The organism is Peribacillus alkalitolerans (assembly GCF_010882125.1).
Lineage (GTDB): Bacteria > Bacillota > Bacilli > Bacillales > DSM-1321 > Bacillus_BN > Bacillus_BN alkalitolerans.
Genome location: NZ_JAAGVZ010000010.1, coordinates 20,018 through 39,110, shown reverse-complemented (window position 1 = coordinate 39,110; position 19,093 = coordinate 20,018). Strand labels below are relative to the sequence as shown.

17 protein-coding genes are annotated in these 19,093 nt (G+C 36.3%); all 17 read right to left on the bottom strand.

What is annotated here, in order from left to right:
• Nucleotides 1-122: 122 nt before the first annotated feature.
• A complete protein-coding gene (locus tag G3O09_RS13285) occupies nucleotides 123-1,160 on the bottom strand; it encodes a Gfo/Idh/MocA family protein (protein WP_163101970.1) in 1,038 nt (345 codons plus the stop codon).
• Between the two features lie 16 nt (nucleotides 1,161-1,176).
• The gene (locus tag G3O09_RS13280) at nucleotides 1,177-2,202 is read right to left on the bottom strand and encodes a Gfo/Idh/MocA family protein (RefSeq protein WP_163101969.1); all 1,026 of its coding nucleotides are present in this window, start codon (nucleotides 2,200-2,202) and stop codon (nucleotides 1,177-1,179) included.
• Between the two features lie 18 nt (nucleotides 2,203-2,220).
• A complete protein-coding gene (locus tag G3O09_RS13275) occupies nucleotides 2,221-2,943 on the bottom strand; it encodes a ThuA domain-containing protein (protein ID WP_163101968.1) in 723 nt (240 codons plus the stop codon).
• Between the two features lie 17 nt (nucleotides 2,944-2,960).
• On the bottom strand, nucleotides 2,961-3,725 hold the full coding sequence (locus G3O09_RS13270; RefSeq protein WP_163101967.1) for a response regulator transcription factor: 765 nt from the start codon (nucleotides 3,723-3,725) through the stop codon (nucleotides 2,961-2,963).
• Nucleotides 3,703-5,523, bottom strand: coding sequence for a sensor histidine kinase (locus G3O09_RS13265; protein WP_163101966.1), 1,821 nt, complete (start codon nucleotides 5,521-5,523; stop codon nucleotides 3,703-3,705). The genes G3O09_RS13270 and G3O09_RS13265 overlap by 23 nt, the downstream gene beginning before the upstream one ends.
• 154 nt (nucleotides 5,524-5,677) lie before the next feature.
• Nucleotides 5,678-6,961, bottom strand: a complete 1,284-nt coding sequence (locus G3O09_RS13260; RefSeq protein WP_163101965.1) for an ABC transporter substrate-binding protein — start codon at nucleotides 6,959-6,961, stop codon at nucleotides 5,678-5,680.
• An 83-nt stretch (nucleotides 6,962-7,044) separates the two neighbouring features.
• On the bottom strand, nucleotides 7,045-7,869 hold the full coding sequence (locus G3O09_RS13255) for a carbohydrate ABC transporter permease (protein ID WP_163101964.1): 825 nt from the start codon (nucleotides 7,867-7,869) through the stop codon (nucleotides 7,045-7,047).
• The gene (locus G3O09_RS13250) at nucleotides 7,869-8,810 is read right to left on the bottom strand and encodes a carbohydrate ABC transporter permease (protein WP_163101963.1); all 942 of its coding nucleotides are present in this window, start codon (nucleotides 8,808-8,810) and stop codon (nucleotides 7,869-7,871) included. The genes G3O09_RS13255 and G3O09_RS13250 overlap by 1 nt, the downstream gene beginning before the upstream one ends.
• A gap of 201 nt (nucleotides 8,811-9,011) precedes the next feature.
• Nucleotides 9,012-10,499 (bottom strand): UxaA family hydrolase, encoded by a 1,488-nt coding sequence (locus tag G3O09_RS13245; protein ID WP_163102058.1) that lies wholly within the window; start codon nucleotides 10,497-10,499, stop codon nucleotides 9,012-9,014.
• Between the two features lie 15 nt (nucleotides 10,500-10,514).
• Nucleotides 10,515-11,978 (bottom strand): tagaturonate reductase, encoded by a 1,464-nt coding sequence (locus tag G3O09_RS13240; RefSeq protein WP_163101962.1) that lies wholly within the window; start codon nucleotides 11,976-11,978, stop codon nucleotides 10,515-10,517.
• A gap of 39 nt (nucleotides 11,979-12,017) precedes the next feature.
• Nucleotides 12,018-13,421, bottom strand: coding sequence for a glucuronate isomerase (gene uxaC / locus G3O09_RS13235; RefSeq protein ID WP_163101961.1), 1,404 nt, complete (start codon nucleotides 13,419-13,421; stop codon nucleotides 12,018-12,020).
• Between the two features lie 33 nt (nucleotides 13,422-13,454).
• The gene (locus G3O09_RS13230; RefSeq protein ID WP_163101960.1) at nucleotides 13,455-14,291 is read right to left on the bottom strand and encodes a sugar phosphate isomerase/epimerase family protein; all 837 of its coding nucleotides are present in this window, start codon (nucleotides 14,289-14,291) and stop codon (nucleotides 13,455-13,457) included.
• Nucleotides 14,292-14,376: 85 nt separating this feature from the next.
• Nucleotides 14,377-15,159 carry a 2-dehydro-3-deoxy-D-gluconate 5-dehydrogenase KduD gene (gene kduD, locus G3O09_RS13225; protein ID WP_163101959.1) on the bottom strand — a complete coding sequence of 261 codons (783 nt, stop codon included), beginning with the start codon at nucleotides 15,157-15,159 and terminating at the stop codon, nucleotides 14,377-14,379.
• Nucleotides 15,160-15,203: 44 nt separating this feature from the next.
• A complete protein-coding gene (gene kduI, locus G3O09_RS13220) occupies nucleotides 15,204-16,034 on the bottom strand; it encodes a 5-dehydro-4-deoxy-D-glucuronate isomerase (protein WP_163101958.1) in 831 nt (276 codons plus the stop codon).
• Between the two features lie 102 nt (nucleotides 16,035-16,136).
• The gene (locus tag G3O09_RS13215) at nucleotides 16,137-17,150 is read right to left on the bottom strand and encodes a sugar kinase (RefSeq protein WP_163101957.1); all 1,014 of its coding nucleotides are present in this window, start codon (nucleotides 17,148-17,150) and stop codon (nucleotides 16,137-16,139) included.
• Nucleotides 17,147-17,800 (bottom strand): bifunctional 4-hydroxy-2-oxoglutarate aldolase/2-dehydro-3-deoxy-phosphogluconate aldolase, encoded by a 654-nt coding sequence (locus G3O09_RS13210; protein WP_163101956.1) that lies wholly within the window; start codon nucleotides 17,798-17,800, stop codon nucleotides 17,147-17,149. Before G3O09_RS13210 ends, G3O09_RS13215 begins: the two co-directional genes overlap by 4 nt.
• A 217-nt stretch (nucleotides 17,801-18,017) precedes the next feature.
• Entirely contained in the window at nucleotides 18,018-18,941 is a 924-nt protein-coding gene (locus G3O09_RS13205; protein ID WP_240338426.1) for an AEC family transporter, read from the bottom strand.
• Nucleotides 18,942-19,093: the final 152 nt, after the last annotated feature.

The following is a 19,093-nucleotide window of genomic DNA, read 5'->3' as shown; positions in this document are numbered from 1 at the left end:
AGAATGTCTAGCTTCGAGGGACAGGACGTCCCAGTGTCTACGTTGCCACAGGACGTGGCGTTCCTAGTAGACAAGGCGTCAGCGACAAGTGAAAATCGCTTAACGGTCCTCTTCCGCTTTTCTCATAATCTTATGCTTTGTCCTGTTTCGCTACTCTTATAGATAGCATCAATAATCTTAGAGACCTGAAAAGCTTCGCTTGGTTTAACAATAAGTTCTTCTACCCCTAAGCAACTGTTGATAAAGTTTTGGGCTTGGGGCAAACTTGGATCTTCTTCTCCTGGTACCCAATCGGCTTCACTATTCAACAACATGCCGTGCTTAACTTGGTTTAAGGAGAATGGAAATAGGTCTACTCCACCGGTTAGACCAGAAATACTTAAGCTTTCTTCATCACTCTTGATATTTGCCATCCATGATGTTTCAAAAAGCATGGATGCGCCATTTTCAAATTTAATATAGGCAGTCACGTGATCATCGACTTCAAAAGACTCATGATCAAAACTCCCCCACAAATTGACCTGATTAGGTATCTTACTTAATTGGTTATAGGTGGTTCCTATTACTTCAACAGCTTTTGGATTTCCTAATAGCCATAGAGATAAATCTAAAAAGTGGCAGCCATAATCAATTAGACTACCACCACCTTGAAGTTCTTTATTTGTAAAAACACCCCAACCAGGTACTTTTCGCCTACGAAGTGCCTTTGCTCTTGCGACCATCGGTTGACCAATTTCATTTTCTAAAATAACCTTTTTCGCCACTTTGGAATTTTTCATAAATCGATAATGATAGGCAATTGATAATACTTTTCCGGATCTTTCAGCTACATCCATCATTAATTGACATTCTTCAGGTGACATCGCCATCGGCTTTTCACAGAGCACATGAAGGCCAGCTTCTAATGCAGCAATTGTAATCTCAGCATGAAATTTATTTGGAGTGCAGATGGTCACAGCATCCACCTCATCAAACATATCTTGATATTTGGAATACACCTTTGGGATATTAAACATTTTCGCCACCGACTTAGCTGTTGCCTCATTCACATCACTAATGGCTTCAATTGTTACCTGGTCGGATAGCTTTAAAAAAGTAGGAATATGACGACTTTGCGCAATCCCTCCCACTCCAATTACTCCCATTTTTAATTTTTGCATCGACTTACTCCTCGTGCTAAAATTTAACAATTCGTTTCGTTTCATTCGATTCAAGTGCTGCTAGCACTACTTGAAGGGATTTCAGCCCCTCTTCACCAGTTACAGGAGGCTCAATATTTTTAACAATCGAATTCACAAAATGATTTATTACTTCGGAACTCTTCTGTCCACCTGCTTCATTTGTTTGAATTTCACCAAGCTCATATTTTACCACTTCACCATTTTTATATTGAACAACTAAAGAATGATTAGGATCATCCTCCAAACGTAAGATTGCTTTTTCACCATAAATAATCGTTGAATTATCTTCTTTTGAAACGTAAGACCAGCTGGCAGCTAGTGTGCCAATAATCCCGCTATCTGTTTTTAACACACAAACTGCTGTATCATCGACATCCGAGTTTTCTTTCGCACTCGTTTCAACGAATGCTCCAACTTCAACAAATTCCTCACCAAGTAAAAAACGAAGTAAATCCGTTTTATGAACTCCAAGGTCACCCATTGCCCCAATAAATGCTTCTTTCTTTTTAAAAAACCAGCTCTCTTTTCCATCAGCACTCCAGCCTTCTGGTCCACCATGACCAAAAGCGGTGCGGAAGCTATAGATTTTTCCAACCTCACCTTTTTCAATCAGTTGCCTAGCTTTTTGGTGGGATGTAACAAATCGTTGATTATGAGCAATCATGAGTTTTTTCATACTTCTTTCTGCCGCTTTAATCATTTCTTCCGCATCTGCTCGAGACGTAGCCATTGGCTTTTCACATAGTACATGCTTGCCAGCATTTAAAGCAGCGATCGTTATAGGAGCATGTAAATAGTTGGGAGTACAAACACTTACAGCATCAATGTCCGGGTTTGTTAATAATTCTTCATAAGAAATATAAGCTTTCGCATTATAAGATTTAGCCAATTCATTAACCCGTTCTTCTACTATGTCACAAACAGCCACAATCTCTACTTGCTCATTACTTAAATACTCAGGAAGATGGCGATGCTTGGCTATGCTCCCACAGCCAATGACACCTACTTTGATTTTACTCATCCCTTTTCCCCCACTTTCTTATTTTTCTTTAATTTCTTCTAGTGCTTTTGCGTTTCCATATACAGGTTTCGGAAGTTTAGTAGGCTCTGCCCATTTAACAGCATTTATGATTACTCGTTGAACGTCTTTGTTATAATAAGTTGGGTATGTTTCATGGCCTGGTCGAAAATAAAAAATTTTCCCTTTACCACGATGATACGTACAACCACTTCTAAATACTTCTCCACCTTCAAACCAACTAATCATTAATAATTGGTCTGGTGTAGGGATATCAAAGTGCTCTCCATACATTTCTTCCTTTTCAATCTCTATGTATTCCCCTAATCCCTCCACAATTGGGTGACTTGGATCAACAATCCAAATTCGTTCCTTTTCACTAGCTTCGCGCCACTTTAAGTCACAGGAGGTACCCATCAATGTTTTAAATATTTTAGAAAAATGGCCTGAATGAAGAACGATCAAACCCATCCCATCTAGAACTCGTTGCTTCACTTTTTCTACAATTTCGTCGTTCACTTCATCGTGTGCAATGTGTCCCCACCAAATTAAGACATCCGTTTGATTTAAAATATCATCTGATAAGCCATGCTCATGATCGTCCAAAATGGCAGTATTCACTGCAAACTGTGCCTCTCCTAAAAAGGCAGCAATCGTTCCATGGATTCCTTCTGGGTATACTTCCCTCACTTCTGGATCCTTTTGCTCATGTCGATTTTCATTCCAAACAAGGACTTTCATCATATAGATAACCTCCCATTCTATTTTAAAAATAATAAATTTCGATATTCATTCGGTGTGATTCCCATTAGTTTTTTAAATACTTTGCTAAAGTATTTTTCATTTTGATAGCCAATTTGATACGCAATTTCATATATTTTTAGATTTGGATTTTGAAGTAGTTCTTTAGCTTTTTCTATCCGAATATTCGTTAAGTAATCTGTTAATGTTTCGTTGAATGCTTGCTTAAATTTTCTAGAAATATATTCTTTATTTAAGAAAAATCGATCAGCAATATCTTGCAAATTGATATCCTGCTGATAGTGAAGTTTTAAATATTCTTCTATTTTTTGCATGTGGTTTTTTTCTTCATTTTGAACAATTACATTTTTCTCCTGTACATGTTCCACACTGTACTTTCTTGATAAAGCTTGTTCTTTCCATTCGCTTACAGCTCTTTCTAACGTTTCATTTAATATTTCCGGATCAATAGGTTTTAAAATATAATCAAAGCTCTTATAATAAATGGCATTTCTCATATATTCAAAATCGTCGTAGCCACTTACTACAATCGTTTTGCTTTGAATTTCAGACGTATGGAGCCACTTTAAGAGACTAATACCATCTCTTTTCGGCATTCTCATATCTGTAAAAATAATTGAGGGACGATGCTCAGATATGAGCCTGATGGCTTCATTACCGTCTTCAGCTTCCAATATCCTATCTATTCCATGCCTCTCCCATTCTGCCAAAAGATGAAGTCCCTCACGGACATGCTTCTCATCATCGATTATGATCGCTTTCATGTGTATTACCCTCCATAGTTATTGGGAGTCTAATGCTTACAAAAAAGCCTCCTTCTTCTCGATTCTCAAGTTGTAAAGTGGCTAAGTTGTCATAATAGAGCTTTAAACGAGCATACACATTTTTTATTCCGATATTTGATTCTGCACCTTTTCCTTGTTCTCCATTGCTTTCTTCCTTCAAATGCTTATAAATCTCTTCAAGGCGGCTTTCTTGTACACCTATCCCATTATCAAGAACTTTTATTAGTAAAGATGATTTCTCTCTTTTGCATTCTAATTTGATTTTTCCAATTCCATCTCTTTTTTCAAATCCATGTTTGAAATAGTTTTCAATTATTGGCTGTAAAATCATTTTTGGAACATGAACATCTAACATTTCCTCATCAACATGAATGGAATACTCTAATTGGTCGCCAAATCGTTCCTTTTGTAAAAGTAAAAATGCTTTTATATAATTTATTTCCTTCCTTAAAGGTACCTTATCTTCAGCCATATTCATCCCGTATCTCATAATAATAGAGAGCTGAGTAACTAAAGAGTAAATTTGTGGTACTTTATTTTTTAATGCTACAGTTCCAATAGATTGTAAGGCGTTATATAAGAAATGAGGATTTATTTGAGATTGAAGTACTTTTAATTGGTTTGTTTTGTTTTCCAATTCAAGTTTATATTCTCTATCAATTAAGCCATTAATCTTTTCCATCATTTTTTTAAACCGATAACCTAGAATACCAATTTCATCATTTCCTAATGATTCAAATTGGGCTTTCATGTTACCTTTTTCGACTTGATGAATGTATTTTAATAAAATCCTAATTGGTGATGTAATTTTAAAAGAAACATATAAAGTGGCCAAAATGACAAGTAGCAATCCAATTACGCCAAACATGATGTTTATCTTTGTAACATTGAATGCACTTTCGTATAAGGTGGCATAAGGGATTCTCTTTACTAATATCCATCCTCCAGCAGATTGAGGAATTCGATTGTAAATCATAACACCATTGAATGAACCTTCTTTCCATTCCATAGTCCCTTTTTTAAGTTTTGTTTGAATAAGTCTTTCAATCCATTTTTGCTTATGTAGATTGGCAGATACCTTGTTATTGGAACTATATACTAACTCTCCTTCAGAAGAGACAATATAGAATTCCTCCGTATTTTGGTTATATAGATTTTGACTTAACTTATAGATTTTATCAGGTGTTACTTCTAAAGATATGTAAGCAAGTACTTGATCAGATGGTATATTCGTCAGTGAACGATGCAAAGAAATGACATTTTTAGGTTTATTGTCCGAATTCTCATAAAGCGTATGAATAGGTTCGATATACATATTATAGGGACTTTCAATCGCCTTTATATAATGCTCTTCATTTTTTGCCGTTACATTTCTTGAAAAAACGACAGCTGACCGTTTTGATGCAGAAATGACTCTATCATCTTCTGCAAGGATGATATGAACTCCTTTGATATTATCTTCAGCATATAGAATTGTTTGTAAAACATTTGTGATTATTCCGATGGTTAAGTAATTACTTTCTTTATCTGGGGACCTAAGGAAATTTATAAAACCAGGATTATTATATAACGATAAAGTTAACCCGTTTAATTCATTTATATAGCTTTCTAAGTTAACCTTTCCTTGATAGAGGAGATTTCTATTCTCTTGGACTACTTGATTCTTTAAAGATTCTTTCGTGTGAAAATAGGTAATGACAATAGAAGTACCAAAAGGCAAAATTGTGGTAACAAGTAATAACACGATAAGTTTATTCCGGATGCTAGAGCTAAACATTTTATTACCTCCTTTACTCCTCCTTTCATCAGTATAAAGTTTTAAATCACATAATTAAAATTTTTTTCAGAAAATTAAGTAATATTCACGAGATAGATAGAATAGAAAGCACGTCTAATATAAGACATGCTTTCTAAAGTTGCTTCTATATTATTTACTTCAAGTTATCCCATGTATCCTGGAAACGTTGTAAAACAGTATCATAGTCAATTTTTCCAACTGCATATTCTTGGATCGTAGCAGCAAATTCTTTGTTAGCTCCATCTGGCCATCTGAACCAAGTCCAAGGAATCGTTTTGTCAGCTTTAGAGTATTCAAGAATAGATTGACCTAAATCTCCTAAACCGGACGGTTCGATATTATCAAATGCAGGAATGAAAGCAAACTCTTCTGTAAGATAGCGTTTACCTGTTTCAGAAGAAACCATCCAATCTAAGAATAGTTTTGCTTCTTTAAGATGTTCAGAATTCTTGTTTACTACCCAGTTATTCGGAACCCCAACTGGAAGACGATCAGCAGAATCATCATCGCTAATAGAAATTGGTAAGAAGCCCATCTCCATATCAGGATTGATTTCAGTAATCATGTTTTCAGTCCAGTTACCTTGTTGTAGCATTGCTGTTTTACCAGAAGCAAATAGTGTAACTTGAGTATTATAGTCTGTAGTAATAGGATTTTCGTTGGCAAATTTAATTTCTGTATCTAATACTTCTTTAAATTGCTTGAATTTTTCATTCCCAACGATTTTTTCTGAACCATCATATAAGCCTTCGATATAAGCAATTGGATCATCTTGTTGTGCAAAGCCAATATTTAATAAATGCTGACCAATTACCCACCATTCTCCATATCCAGCAGAAAATGGAGTAATACCAGCGTCTTTAAGCTTCGCTGCAGCATCTTTTAATTCAGAAATAGTTGTAGGTGGCTCAGTAATACCTGCATCTGCAAATAACTTTTTGTTATAAATAAATCCGTAGCCTTCAAGATTTACAGGCATTCCATATAGTTTACCATCTGTATCTGTCATTGGAACTTTACCAATCGGAAGTACGTGTTTTGCCCATGGTTCATTCGATAGATCTGCTAAGTGTTCTTTCCAAAGCTCTAACTCTTTAAATCCACCATTGTTGAAAATATCAGGTTTTTCACCGGAAGCAAATTTTGCTTTTAATGCTGCACCATAGTCAGCACCACCACCAACCGTTTCAAGCTTAACCTTGATGTTTGGGTGTTCTGCTTCAAATTCGTCTAGCATTTTTTGTAGAGGTTCTGCAATTTCCACCTTAAATTGGAATAAATTAAGGGTTACAACTTCATCTTCTGTTTTTGGATCATCCTTCGTTTTATCATTGCTCGAAGTATTTTTAGAAGAACATCCAGCAATAATCCCTACTACTAATAACAAAGATAAAGCCATAAGAAATAAGCGTTTCATAAGCATTGACCTCCCTTAAATATATATGTTTTTTATATTAATTTTTGTTTCTATCTATTTAGATATCTACAAAAAAATAATATCTACTTAATCGAACCTGATGCAATCCCTTTAATAATATGCTTTTGTAAAAATAGAAAGAAGATAATGACTGGAGTAATCCCTAGTACAAGAGCAGCTAGCCCCATATCCCACTGTTTTGTATATTGAGCAAAGAAAGAGCTTGTCGCTAACGGAATGGTTCTTAGCTCAGCATCCTGTAGCACGAGTAAAGGTAATAAATAGTCATTCCAGATCCATAATGTGTTAAGAATAATAACCGTTACTGTAATCGGTTTTAAAAGAGGAAAAACGATCCTCCAAAACACGCCAAATTGACTACACCCATCAATTCTAGCTGATTCCTCAATCTCGATTGGTACCGTTTTTACAAAGCCATGATAAAGGAATAATGACAGCGGTACACCAAACCCAAAATACATCATGACAAGTCCTGGGATACTATTTGTAAGACCTAATGTTCCTCCTAACTTCATAAGAGGTATCATAACTGTTTGAAATGGAATTACCATTGCTGCGATAAAAAAGATAAATAAGAATTTACTTAACTTACCTGGAGTTCGAACCATTTTCCAAGCAGCCATAGAACTGATCACAACTAGCCCAATATTACTAAGCACGGTAATGATTAAAGAATTCCAGAATGCTTTAGGGAAATTTATAATCTCCCAAACTTTTTGGTAATTGCTAAATAAAATTTCCTTTGGCCATGAAGCTGCGTCGATTAAAATATCCGCAAAGCCTTTAACAGAATTTATTAAAACAAAGTAAAATGGGATGAGAAAAAGAATACCAAGCAGAATCCCGATAATTTCCAACAGGAATGTTTTCTTTGTATATCTGTTCATTATGCTTCAACCTCCCTCTTCTTCGTAATCAATACTTGGACAGTTGTAAATATGCCAACTACTAAGAAGAAAAGAATCGATTTTGCAGTCCCTAAACCATATCGATTGTTTTGGAATGCCTCTTGATAAATATTAATCGCTACTGACTGTGTCGAGTTAAATGGTCCACCATTCGTTAATGAAATATTGAGGTCAAATATTTTGAATGCCATGGAAATCGTTAAAAAGATACAGATAGTAAAAGCTGGTAAAATTAGAGGAATAATAATCTTGGTCAATAGAGTCCAGTTGGATGCACCATCTATTTTTGCTGCTTCTATTAAGTTCTGATCCACACCTTGTAAAGCGGCGATATAGATCACCATCATATATCCAGCTATTTGCCATGCAAATACAATTACAATCCCCCAGAATGCAGTAGCTTCATCTCCTAGCCAGGGAAGCTTAAATACGGCAAGGTCCGTTATATTTCCGATTGAAGCAAAGCCTTTTACAAAAATAAACTGCCAGATGAAACCAAGTAATAGTCCACCAATAACATTAGGAATAAAAAATACAGTTCTTAACATATTACGAGACTTTAAGGCAGCATTTAATAATAGAGCTAAACTAAATCCAAGTAAGTTACTAATAATGACAGCTGCAAACATAAATTTTGTTGTGAATAGGAAGGAATTAACGAAATTAGGATCATTCTTAAATATTTTTATATAATTTTCTAATCCAACCCACTCAACTACTGAACTAACTCCATTCCATGATGTAAAGGAATAATAAACTCCCATAAAGAAAGGGATAATCTGAATAACAAGGAAAAATAATAGAGCTGGTCCAACAAAAGCTACATAAGTGAGGATATTTCTTATTTTTGCTTTTCTTTTCGATACTACCTTAATCTCTGTTTTTCTGTTGATTTCATTTGTTTCGAAGTTTGTATTCAACTCTATTTCACCACCGTTTTTGTAATGTAATCGCTTTCTTTTTATTATAATTTAGGCTCAGATGATTAAGGGAGACGGAATTGACTTAATTGGTGTAAAATTATGACTTTTTACAAATTTAATATATGTACACGAAAAAAGCCAATACGATGAATAAATCAAAGCATTGGCTTAATTTTTTCTATATGCTATAAAAATAGTTTAAAGAGTTACGCCAGTTTTAAAGATTGCAATCTCTCTAAATTCATTTTTCTCATTGTTAACAAGTTCCCCACTAGCTACTTGAATAATAATGTTAGTAAAATCTCTTAAAACGATATCAGGTTCTTCCTCTAATAATACGCCTGCGTTATAGTCAATCCAATGGGGTTTGGTTTCATATAGCGCTGTATTAGTCGAAATTTTCATTGTCGGTACAAATGCTCCAAAAGGTGTTCCTCGACCAGTTGTAAACAGGACTAGCTGACATCCTGCAGCAGCTAAAGCCGATGAAGCTACCAGATCATTACCTGGAGCACTTAAAAGATTGAGTCCTTTTTCCGTTAAGAGATCTCCATACTTAAGCACATCTCTAATAGTTGATGTTCCTGCTTTTTGTGTACAACCTAGAGATTTATCCTCAAGAGTTGTAATACCACCAGCCTTGTTCCCTGGTGATGGATTTTCATAAATAGGTTGTTTATTATCGATAAAGTACTGTTTAAAGTCATTAATTAATTGAACGGTCTTATCAAAGACTACTTCATTGGCTGCTCTTTCCATTAAGATGGTCTCTGCACCAAACATTTCTGGTACTTCTGTTAAAACCGTTGTCCCACCTTGAGCAACTAGGAAGTCAGAAAATCGCCCTAATAAAGGATTGGCTGTAATACCTGACAATCCATCCGATCCTCCACATTTTAACCCAACCTTCAACTCCGACAATGGCACAGTTTCGCGCTTATCGTTTTTCGCTTCTTCATAAATTTCCATTAAAAGCTTAACGCCTTCTTCAATTTCGTTAGAAACTTCTTGAGAGGCCAAAAACTTCACGCGTTTTTTATCATATTCTCCAAGACTTTCTTTAAACTCTAAGAGATTGTTATTTTCACAGCCGAGACCTAAAACAAGCACCCCTCCTGCATTGGGATGAAGGACCGCATTCTGTAAGATTTTCCTAGTATTCTCATGGTCGTCTCCTAATTGCGAACAACCATAATTATGTTTTAACACTAGTGAGCTTTCAAACGGGTTAGCCTCCCCAACTTCCTTTTCAAATAGCTTAATCATTCGTTCAGCAACACCATTTACGCAACCCACTGTTGGAACAATCCATAATTCATTGCGAATTCCAACTTGACCATTTTTTCTTTTATAGCCTTGAAATGTTAAATTCTCAAATTCATACGGATTATGATTTAATTTTTGTTGAAAATGATACTCTTGAATTCCCTCTAGATTGGTTTTCATATTATGTGTATGGACCTGCTCACCAGCAGATATTTCAATAGTCGCATGTCCAATTGGTGATCCGTATTTGATGACATGATTAGAAACATCCATGTTTTTTATCGCGATTTTATGCCCTTTTTTGATAACTTCTTTCAAGAGGATATCATTCCCCTTTATGGAAATAACCTGACCTGCGTTTAAGTCTTTTAATGCGACAACTACATTATCGTTTTCATGAAGTTGGATAAATTCCATCAGGCTCAATCCTCCAATTTATACAGCCTTTTCTCCGATAACAGCTTCGATTGCTTTCTTCATTCCTACCGTTTCTATTTCAAATAAATAATCTGCAACAGCGGCCGTTAATCCAGGAACCTTATTTAAATCAATTTCCCATATTTTCTCGTATCCTAGAACATTTGTAACAATAGATTTAATGCTTTCAGGTGTGCAGTCAAAGGAACGCCACTGTTCTTTTAACAACTGTAAAACATCTAAATCATCTTTAAGGATAATTTCTTCTTCACCTCTTTTGCCTTTATAAAAGGCAATAAGGGCAGCCAAAGAGAAAACAAGTTTTCTCGGCAATTCTTTCTTCCGGTTGTAATACTCCAATAAAGAAGGTAAATCGCGTGTTTTAAATTTTGACATGGAATTTAACGCGATGCTTAGCAAATAATGCTGGATAAAAGGATTTTTAAATCTTTCTATCACGTCATCTGTGAATGAATTTAATTCGCCTAATGGAAGATCTAGTGTTGGAATAATTTCTTCAGAAATCAATTCCTTAATGAAATGACCAATAACCTTGTGTTCCACTGACTCTGCCACAGTATTTAAACCATATAAGTAGGAAACTGGTGTCATAGCCGTATGGGTACCATTTAATATTCGCACTTTTCTAGTACGATAAGGGCTTAGCTCTTTTATAACCATGGTATTTAAACTAGCTAAATGAGCTGGAAATTCATCTTTAATCCATTCCGGACCTTCGATGACCCATAAATGATAAGGTTCACCTACGACAATAAAGTCGTCTTCATACCCAAGCTCCTCTGTTACTTCATCTATCGTTTCGGTTGGATAACCTGGGACGATTCTATCGACTAGACTACTGCAAAACGTATTAGCCTCCCGAATCCAGTTACTAAACTCTTTCTCAAGATTCCATAAATCTGCAAATTGTAAGACAATATTCTTTAAGATTTCTCCACTATTTTCTATTAGCTCACAAGGAATGATAATGAATCCTTTGTTTTTATTCCCATTAAAGGCGATAAAGCGATGATATAAAAAAGCGGTCAATTTTCCGGGAAAGCTTTTTTGTGGTCGGTCCTCTAATCGGTCTGTCTGATCAAAGATGATGCCCGCTTCTGTTGTATTAGATAAAATAAAGCGTAGCACAGGACTTTCTGCTAGCTTGATATATTCCTCATATTGTGTAAAAAGATTGATTCCTCTACTGATAGATTGAATAACCTCATACTCTTTAACTGCTTTTCCTTCTTTTATTCCTTGCAAATAAAGGGTATATAATCCATCCTGTTGATTCAATTTTTCCACTTTTTCTTGGCCACGAGGTTGAACCACAACGACACTTCCATTAAAGTCCGTTTTTTTGTTCATCTCGTTTATTTGCCAATCAACAAAAGCTCGTAAAAAATTCCCCTCACCGAATTGCAGCACCTTCTCTGGATAAATCTTTCTATCTATTAAACTATTGTTTAATTTTTTCATGAGTGTACCTCCACATTTCGAAGTGCTATGAACCTCTTCTTACTGAAAGTTGAAATAATCCTTTGCATTATTGTAAGAAATACCTTGTACAATTTCTCCTAATAAGTCGAGATCTTTTGGTACCTCACCATTTTCCACCCATTCTCCGACAAGATTACATAAAATTCTTCTAAAATATTCATGTCTTGTATAAGATAGGAAGCTTCTTGAATCAGTTAACATTCCGATGAAACGACTAAATACGCCCATATTGGCTAACGATTTCATTTGATCAAGCATTCCATCTTTTGTATCGTTAAACCACCAAGCTGTTCCGAATTGGATTTTCCCAGGGATTCCTCCGCCTTGGAAACTACCAATCATTGCAGCTATCACATTATTATCCTTTGGATTTAAGGAATAAAGAATTGTTTTGGGAAGCGCATTTTCTTGATCTAATGAATCCAATAATTGAACTAATGGCTTAGCAATTTCTCCATCATTCATAGAGTCGTAACCTGTGTCTGGTCCTAAAACTTTAAACATCCTCGTATTATTGCTTCGTAACGCATTAATATGGAATTGCATAGCCCAATCTAATTCAGCGTATAGCTTACCAAGAAATTTTAATGTATAAGTTTTATATTTTTTATCACTTTCAAGTGAAACTTTATTATTCTGTAAAGCCTCGGCAAAGATTTGTGCTACTTCCTCTTCTGTAGTTTCTTCGTAAACCATCGTATCGATCGCATGGTCAGAAACTCTGCACCCAACTGAATGGAAATATCGTACTCTTGATTCTAGTGCACTTAGAAAATCCGTATATGATTGAATAGAAATACCAGAGACTTCTTGAAGTTTTCCTATCCAGTCACCATAGCCATCACGATTTATTTCAAGACTTTTATCTGGTCTAAATCCTGGGACAATGCTCACATCAAAATTATTATCATCTTTTAATTGGAGATGGTATTCAAGACGATCAACCGGATCATCAGTCGTACAAATTACCTTTACATTGGATTTTTTAATTAAATCTCTTACCCGGAAATCTTCTCTAATTAATTGATCATTTACCTTTTCCCATATATGCGGTGCGGTTTTTTTGTTTAAAATTCCATTAATACCAAAGAATCTTTGAAGCTCTAAATGAGTCCAATTGTATAGTGGGTTACCAATCAATAAAGGCACCGCTTCAGCCCAAGCTAAAAATTTATCATAGTCACTTGCTTTGCCTGTAATGAACTCTTCATCGACACCAAGGGCTCTCATAACTCTCCATTTATAATGGTCCCCTCCTAACCAGGCATCGGTAATATTCCTAAAAGACTTATTTTCAAAGATTTCCTTTGGACTTAAATGGCAGTGATAATCGATAATCGGCATTTCTTTCGCATAATCGTGAAATAATGTAACTGCCGTATCATTATTTAATAAAAAATTTTCATCCATAAAATTCTTCATCAATCACACCGGCTTTCTTGTAGGTTTGTCGTTCTAGCCATTTTGATATTTATCTCTTAAATATGTAATACTTTCATCTATAAACGGTTCTTTAGTAGCTTCCATTAATATATTAATAAAAGGCTTTTTAGCCTTTAGTAATTCAAATAAGGCCTGATAATTTAATAATCCCTTACCAACAGGTACAGTTTTGATCCAATTATTCTCGATGATAAAATCCTTTGCATGAAGAATCACAATTCTATCACCAAAAAGATTGATAGCTTCCTTGAAAACGTCTTCTTGATGTTCGTAGTTATATATAGTTAAGTAATTGACCGGATCAAAAATCACTTGAAGATTGTTAGAATCAATTTGATCGAGAAGCCTTTTCATAACACGAGGCGAATAGACAGGATGATTAATACCACCTTCTATGCCTACAATCACTCCAAATTTTTCGGCTTCATTCACAAGATCCCTAACACTTTCCACCACATCAAGAAAAGGTTGCTCTTTAAAGTTATCTTCGGTGTAAGCCATTTTGGCATTCACATTCCCGGTTTCCGTGCCAACAATGCTACATCCAAAATCTCTGGCAAAACGAATATGCTCTTTAAAGCGTTCTAAAGCTTTTCTTCTTTCGATTGGTTCTGGATGAATCATATTAATGTAACAGCCTAAGACGGCAATATGAATTTGCTGCTGGTTAAATGCTTGAGCAATATGCCTAGCAAATCCTGGACTTAGAGATCCTAAATCAGTATTGATACTCTTCAAGGATTTGCTTAAGGCTAGCTGAACGGACGTGAGTCCTTTCTCAGATACAACCTTTACTAACTCCTCTAATGAGTTTGCTTCTATATCATGTGCTCGGATACCTAAATTCATTATTTCTCCTAGCCTCCAACCTTAAGCGGATTCATTGCTTCCATATATCATTAGTTTTTCGATATGGAAGCATTGATGTACAAATTTATCTTGCCAACCAACCACCGTCGACTGCAAGTGTATGACCATTCATATAATCTGATGCTCTGCTTGCAAGAAAAACGACCACACCCATTAAATCAACAGGTGTTGCCCATCGTGCAGCTGGAATACGCGATAATATTTCTGCGTTTCTTTTTTCATCTTCACGAATCGCCGCAGTGTTATTAGTCGCAACATATCCTGGTGCAATCGCATTTGTTTGAATACCATACTCCGCTAATTCATTAGCAAAGGATTTTGTCAGCCCTGTTACAGCATGCTTACTTGCCGTGTATGGCGGTACAAATTTCCCGCCTTGAAAGGAAAGCATTGAAGCAACATTGATAATTTTCCCACTCTTTTGCTCTACCATAACCTTTGCTACTTCCTGACTTAAAAAGTAGACAGCATTTAGATTAAGATCCATCACTGCATCCCAATCCTCTTGCTTGTACTCTAGTAATGGAGAACGACGAATCGTTCCTGCATTATTTACTAAAATATCAATCTTTCCATATACTTTTATACATTCAGAAACGACATCTTTAATAGCTTGCCTATTCGATAAGTCAGCTTGGAAAAACTCTACCTGACGCCCTTCCTTTTCAATCAATTCTCTTGTCTCATTCCAATTTGTACCGTGCGTGACGACAAAAAGGTCTGCACCTGCCTTTGCAAGGGCTACTGCATAGCCTTGGCCAAGACCGGTGTTACCTCCAGTAACGATCGCAACCTTTCCTGTTAATGAGAAAAAGTCTAACGAGAAATCACTTAATTGAGTTGTCATTTAATTTCCCCCCCCATATTGGTATATCTATGAAAACGACTCTATTATCTTAATTCTTCCATTTTGACATGGTCCATGTCGGTATACGTAATGTTTTCTCCACACATTCCCCAGATAAATGTATAGTTACTTGTAGCGGTTCCAGTATGAATGGACCAGCTTGGCGAAATAGCTGCTTGTTCGTTTTTGATTACTAAGTGCCTTGTTTCATCTGGTTTACCCATAAAATGAAAGACACGAGTTTCAGGCTCCATATCAAAATACAAATATACTTCCATACGGCGTTCATGAGTATGACACGGCATTGTGTTCCAAACACTTCCTGGAGATAACATCGTTAATCCCATTTGAAGCTGACAGCTTTCACAAACATTAGGGTGGATATATTGATAAATTTTCCGTTCATTTAATGTTCCTGGAGCACCAGCTTCTAACGGATTAATTTCGTTAATATCAATTTTTACAGTTGGGTACGTATGATGGGCTGGAGCCGAGTTGATATAAAATTTTGCTGGATTTTCAGGATTCTTTGAACGGAATAATACTTCTTTGGTCCCTCTTCCAACGTATAGGCCATCGCGGCGATGCATGTTATATTCCTCGCCATCCAAAATGACAAATCCGTCTCCGCCAATATTAATAATCCCTAGCTCACGACGCTCAAGGAAATAACTAACTCCTAATTCTTTATCCAGCTTAATCGTTAATTCCTCATCTGCTGGAGTCACTCCTCCAAAAATCATTCGATCTACATGTGTGTACGTTAAGTGCACTTTTCCTGGTTCAAAAAGCGTTTCAACTAAAAAGTGTTGTCTTAATTCATCGGTATTGTATCTTTTAATTTCCTCTGGATGATTGGCATAACGAGTTTCCATTTTGATTCCTCCCAAAAAACGGTTTTTATTTTCTAGCAGCACCGTACGGCTAGTGGACTTCACCATCCAAGTGCAATGTCTCTACAGCGCTAAACGGGCGTCTTAACGGACAATTTTGCCCGGTTCATTTTCTGCAAATACGATGATTTCATCCTTCGAAAACACATTACAATCACCATGTACAGTGTGCTTTAAAGCTGATGCCGCAGTAGCAAAAGAAACAATCTGTTGCGGTGATTGCTGTTCAATGATTCCGTTTAAGATACCTGCCGCATAGGCATCACCGCCGCCAACACGATCCACAATATGATCGATTTGGTGGACTCTTGATTGAAACAGTTTTCCTTCACAATATAAATTCCCTTGCAGAGTATTAGTTGTAGCTGAAATCACTGTACGGAAGGTTGAACTAAGATACTTAATATTTGGATACATTTCATGTATTTTTTCGTAATAGTAGATTAACTTATGCTCCTTCTGTAATCCGTCATCCGCCTTTTCCAAGTTTAGGAGATAGATAGCATCCAATTCTCCGCATGAACAAATATCAATATAAGGAAGGAGTGGCTGAATGGTTTCTCCCGCTTCCTTTTGACTCCATAATTTAGCACGATAATTAAAATCAAAGCTTGTAGTGACACCAAGTTCCTTTGCTTTTTTCAAAGCTACAAACGTCAACTCCTTAAGACTAGGAGATAACGCAGGTGTTATGCCCGATATATGGAATAGTGAAGCTTCCTCTAATATTTTTTCAAAATCCACTTCTTCCAAAGTCAACTTCGAAAAACTAGAGTACTTACGATCATACGTAACCTGGGCACTCCTCGGACCTATTCCCGTTTCTAAAAAATAGGTACCTAGTCTTTCTCCGCCTTTTATCAAGTATTCTGTGTGAACACCATGTGATTTTAAATATCTCTCAACCGCTGTTCCTAAAGGATTGTCTGGCACTTTACTAACAAAATAAACCTCGTGTCCAAAGCGAGAGAGCGAGACACCCACATTTGCTTCGGCACCACCATATTGCATGGTTAGTTGATCTGCTTGGAAGAGCCTTTCTCCAGTAGTTGTGGAAAGGCGAAGCATAATTTCTCCAAGGGTGACTATCTTTTTCATATTAACGCCCCCTTAGCTTCTTGAACTTTTTGAACATATTGTCTTGCTAATTCTGTAATTTTTCCATAATCACCTGTTTTTGCCGGAGCCAGCAAATTGCCGCCGACACCTACTGCTACACATCCATTCTTTATCCATTGATCAACATTTTCTAGGGTTACTCCACCTGTTGGCATAATATTTACCTGTGGTAAAGGTGCTTTCACAACTTTAATAAAATCCGGTCCAAACGCATTGCCAGGGAAAAGCTTCACAATGTCAACACCCGCTTCTAAAGCACGTTTCATTTCTGTAATGGTCATACATCCTGGCATATAAGGAATTTGGTACAAGTTACATAACTTTGCAGTTTCCTCGTCAAAGCTTGGACTAACAACAAATTGTGCTCCTGCTAGAATGGCAATCCTTGCTGTAGTGGCATCTAACACTGTTCCAGCTCCAATTACAACTTCCGCGTGATTTCGGTAAATGGATGATAGTTCCTTAATAACATCATCAGCACCTTCTACTGTAAAAGTCACTTCAATACCAGTAATACCTCCCTCTACACATGCTTCTGATATATGTAATGCGACCTCTTTAGAATCAGCTCTAACAACTGCGACAACGCCTGAATGTGATATTTGTGTTAGTATTTTTAGTTTTTTCAAGGAATAACCCCCCATTGAAATTTCTTATGTCAATGGCTCTGTTAAACGGAGCTGTTGATTTCCGTTCCAGTCACTCGCTTTCCGTGGGGCGGGCGGTGAGCCTCCTCGGCGCTACTTAAGCCTGTGGGGTCTCACCTGTCCCGCTGCTCCCGCAGGAGTCGAGCGCCTTCCACTCCAATCAATTAAGTGGATAAATCAACAATAAGTTTTAACAGAGCTATGTAAATAGTAGCTTTGAGAGATGGATCGTACATGTAACAGTGATGACACTTAATACCGTTGTCGTTAAAACGATTTGCGCCGCCATTTCTGGCTCATTCTGATACTCCTGTGCAATAATTGCACTATTTACAGAACTCGGTAACCCTGAAGCAATAAATAACACTTGAGCTAAAATCCCCTCAAATTTGAATAAATAGATTAATATAAAGCCAACAAAAGGACCTATTGCTAGTCTTACGATCATACTGATATAAACAGGCAGTAACGGGCGTTTTAGTGATAGCTGTGCTACCTGTGCACCAAGGGTGAAAAGAGCGATAGCGATCATCGCTTGGGATATCATTTCACCTGACTTCACCATAAAATACGGGAGCTTTACATTTATGCTATTTAATAAAATACCTGCTAGCATGGCATATAAAACTGGCATTTTAAACATTCCAATAACCGCATTTTTCCTACTTTTGTCTACTGCCATTAAAGTAAAGATTCCAAAGGAGTATGCTAAAACATTTTGAAATGTCATGATGATGACTTGCACAGACATCGCAAACGGATCTTGTTTAAATACTAGATCGTTTACTGGTACACCAAAGTTACCTGCATTAAATAACAAGACACTATTCGTAAAAACTACCCGCACACCCTTTTGATATGAAAATAAACAGGATATTAATCTAACAATGAAATATTGGATAAGGCTAAGAAGTATAAAGAAAATCAGTACCTTTAAAAAGGTATCTAATGAAAATTCAGTTTTATAAAGGCTAATAAACACAAAGCCTGGAATTAGAAAGTAAACATTTATTTTAGCAAGGGAATACAAGTCAAGTGAAAAAAGCTTATGCATCCAGCAGCCAATACCAATTAAAATAAAGACTGGCAGAATAATATTTACTAAGATAAAAATAATTTCCAAGTGGATATCCCCTTATTATTCGAAAAGCGTAAGCGCCCGTTTAGCGCTGTATGGACTGGAGCTCTTCTGACTGAGATAAAGGAAACACGAAGAGCGATAGCGATTCGATGTTGACTTATCGTAGGGAAGGAGAGTGAAGTCCACTAGGCGTT

Bases quoted from the DNA above. Each gene is read 5' to 3' on its own strand.
- G3O09_RS13285 (WP_163101970.1), bottom strand. From the start codon at position 1,160: ATGCAAAAATTAAAAATGGGAGTAATTGGAGTGGGAGGGATTGCGCAA.
- G3O09_RS13280 (WP_163101969.1), bottom strand. From the start codon at position 2,202: ATGAGTAAAATCAAAGTAGGTGTCATTGGCTGTGGGAGCATAGCCAAG.
- G3O09_RS13275 (WP_163101968.1), bottom strand. From the start codon at position 2,943: ATGATGAAAGTCCTTGTTTGGAATGAAAATCGACATGAGCAAAAGGAT.
- G3O09_RS13270 (WP_163101967.1), bottom strand. From the start codon at position 3,725: ATGAAAGCGATCATAATCGATGATGAGAAGCATGTCCGTGAGGGACTT.
- G3O09_RS13265 (WP_163101966.1), bottom strand. From the start codon at position 5,523: ATGTTTAGCTCTAGCATCCGGAATAAACTTATCGTGTTATTACTTGTT.
- G3O09_RS13260 (WP_163101965.1), bottom strand. From the start codon at position 6,961: ATGAAACGCTTATTTCTTATGGCTTTATCTTTGTTATTAGTAGTAGGG.
- G3O09_RS13255 (WP_163101964.1), bottom strand. From the start codon at position 7,869: ATGAACAGATATACAAAGAAAACATTCCTGTTGGAAATTATCGGGATT.
- G3O09_RS13240 (WP_163101962.1), bottom strand. From the start codon at position 11,978: ATGAAAAAATTAAACAATAGTTTAATAGATAGAAAGATTTATCCAGAG.
- uxaC (WP_163101961.1), bottom strand. From the start codon at position 13,421: ATGAAGAATTTTATGGATGAAAATTTTTTATTAAATAATGATACGGCA.
- G3O09_RS13230 (WP_163101960.1), bottom strand. From the start codon at position 14,291: ATGAATTTAGGTATCCGAGCACATGATATAGAAGCAAACTCATTAGAG.
- kduD (WP_163101959.1), bottom strand. From the start codon at position 15,159: ATGACAACTCAATTAAGTGATTTCTCGTTAGACTTTTTCTCATTAACA.
- kduI (WP_163101958.1), bottom strand. From the start codon at position 16,034: ATGGAAACTCGTTATGCCAATCATCCAGAGGAAATTAAAAGATACAAT.
- G3O09_RS13215 (WP_163101957.1), bottom strand. From the start codon at position 17,150: ATGAAAAAGATAGTCACCCTTGGAGAAATTATGCTTCGCCTTTCCACA.